Source organism: Nocardia sp. NPDC049707 (genome assembly GCF_040674855.1).
Lineage (GTDB): Bacteria > Actinomycetota > Actinomycetes > Mycobacteriales > Mycobacteriaceae > Nocardia.
In genome coordinates, this window is the sequence record NZ_JBFANN010000114.1 from 1 (window position 1) to 2,238 (window position 2,238).

Sequence of the window (2,238 nt, forward strand, 5' to 3'; positions counted from 1 at the left end):
GGAACCAAAGCCCCGACGACTACGAGCGTTCACTTCGAACCACTGCCGCCTGAAATCTGTAAGCCCCCTGTCCACCACTCGGGGTGAACCTCAGTCACCGATCCCGGCGGCTTGCTCAGCGCACGCGAGATCACACTGATCGATTCACCGGCCCGCCACCGGCTCCACAAGTCGGCCTTCATCGCATCCGACATCCCCGGACGCCCAACCCTCACCACGAACCCTAAGCCCTTCACCAGCACCGTTGCATTGACCCGTTGAATCTAAGTCGGCGTACTTTGCCGCGATGCAGACGAACCGGCCCGGTTCGATCTGATGGTGAAGTACGCCGGCCCCGACGACATCCTCGCGACCGCCGGCACCGCGAATCCGCCGGGACAACGGTTCTCCATCGTGCGGATGGCGCGGCTGCTGGCGGTGTCCACGTCGGGCTACCACCAATACGTGAAGCGTTGCGCAGCAACGGTTTTGATGCCACGTGAGCAGCGTCGCGCCGACCTCGAGGTGAAGATCACCGACATCCACGCCGAATCGAACCGCACCTACGGGTCACCGCGGATCACTGCCGAGCTGCGCGACCGCGGCGAGGTGGTGACCCGCAAGACCGTCGCCAAGATCATGGCCTCGATCGGTCTGGAAGGTATCAGCCCACGCACGTTCAAGCTCGCAACCACCATGGTCGACCCGAATGCGTCGTTCCCACCGGATCTGATCGACCGCGTCTTCGACCAGGGGCGTCTCGACGCGGCCTGGCTCAGCGACATCACCTATCTCACCTGCGGGCAGGGCGAGATGTTTCTGTGTGCGATCCGGGACGGGCATTCCCGCAAAGTGCTGGGCTACAGCATCTCCGACCATATCGGCGCCGACATGGTCACCGCCGCCATCGAGCAGGCCGTCGCCACTCGCGGCGGGCGGTGTCGGGGCACGATCCTGCATTCCGACCGCGGCGGCGAATACACCGCGCATTTGACTGCGAGAGCGTGTTTCCGGCACGGGCTGCGCCGGTCGATGGGCGCGACCGGGATCTGTTGGACAATAGTCCTTCCGAATCGTTCTGGTCGACGTTCAAGCACGAGGAATACTACTGCCACGTCTACGCTACGAAAGCCGAACTCGTTGCCGCAGTTGATAACTGGATCAACTTCTACAACACTACGCGGCGACACTCCGCGATCGGGATGCAAAGTCCCGACAACTTCGAGAAGTCACTCCGCGCGGCTGCCTGAAGCCGCATAACCCCCTGTCCACCGTTTGGGGGCAACCTCAGTTCACGGTGCTCAAGCATCATGGCGGGATCGCACCAAAGGTTCGTGTCGCCCACAAAGGTCATCTCACCGTGGAGGAACGCGAAGCGATTTCACGCGGGATAAGCGCCGATCAGACCTATCACGCTATCGCTGCTGACCTCGGCCGTTCGGCATCCACGATCAGCCGGGAGGTCGACCGCAACGGTGGTCGGGAGGCGTATCGTGCGGTGGCGGCGCAGGAACGTGCCGAGGATCAGCGTCGGAGACCGAAGCAGTGTCTGTTGGGCCGCAATCGCGTGCTGCGCGAGTTGGCGGTCGAGCTGCTGGACCAAGAATGGTCACCCCAGCAGATCGCCGGACGACTGCGCCGCGAATACGGCGGCGATCCGGAGATGACCGTGAGTCACGAAACGATCTATCGATCGGTCTACACCAGCCGCTGGAAGGTCATCCCCAAGGAGATGAACAAGAAGCTCCGAACCGGCCGTCCGATACGAAAGAACAAGCGGCACACCATAAAAGGTCAATGGCGCTCCCAGATCATCGGGGCCCGGTCGATCGAAGACCGGCCCACCGATGCTGAGGATCGCAGCGTTGCCGGGCACCTGGAAGGCGATCTGGTGATCGGTGGGACCGTCAGCCAGATCGCCACGCTCGTCGATCGAAAGACTCGTTACCTGACGATTGTGCAGCTGGCTGATCGGCGCACCGGAACTGTCGTCGCGGCTCTCATCGACCGCTACGCGAGAATGCATCCATCGCTTCGCCGCACCCTGACATGGGACCGCGGTATGGAGTTAGCTGATCACCAAATATTCAGTGCCGCAACAGGTATCGAAGTCTTCTTCGCCGCACCGCGCAGTCCGTGGCAACGCGGCACGAATGAGAACACTTATTGGTGCACAGTGGTTCGTGCCGGACGACTTCGACGGGAGTTGTTGCGGCCCAGGGCTGCTGGGTGACTCGGAGAACACGTGCCGCAAGGCTT

The 2,238-nt window shown here is 62.2% G+C and carries 2 protein-coding genes and 1 pseudogene; all 3 read left to right on the forward strand.

Going from position 1 to position 2,238, the window contains the following annotated elements; translation table 11 throughout:
* Nucleotides 1-315 precede the first annotated feature (315 nt).
* A pseudogene (locus AB0J29_RS37110) lies at nucleotides 316-1,023 on the forward strand (IS3 family transposase); the annotation flags it as partial.
* Entirely contained in the window at nucleotides 984-1,229 is a 246-nt protein-coding gene (locus tag AB0J29_RS37115) for an integrase core domain-containing protein (protein WP_364796042.1), read from the forward strand. The pseudogene AB0J29_RS37110 and the gene AB0J29_RS37115, both read left to right, overlap by 40 nt.
* Before the next feature lie 110 nt (nucleotides 1,230-1,339).
* On the forward strand, nucleotides 1,340-2,212 hold the full coding sequence (locus AB0J29_RS37120) for an IS30 family transposase (protein WP_364796040.1): 873 nt from the start codon (nucleotides 1,340-1,342) through the stop codon (nucleotides 2,210-2,212).
* Nucleotides 2,213-2,238: the final 26 nt, after the last annotated feature.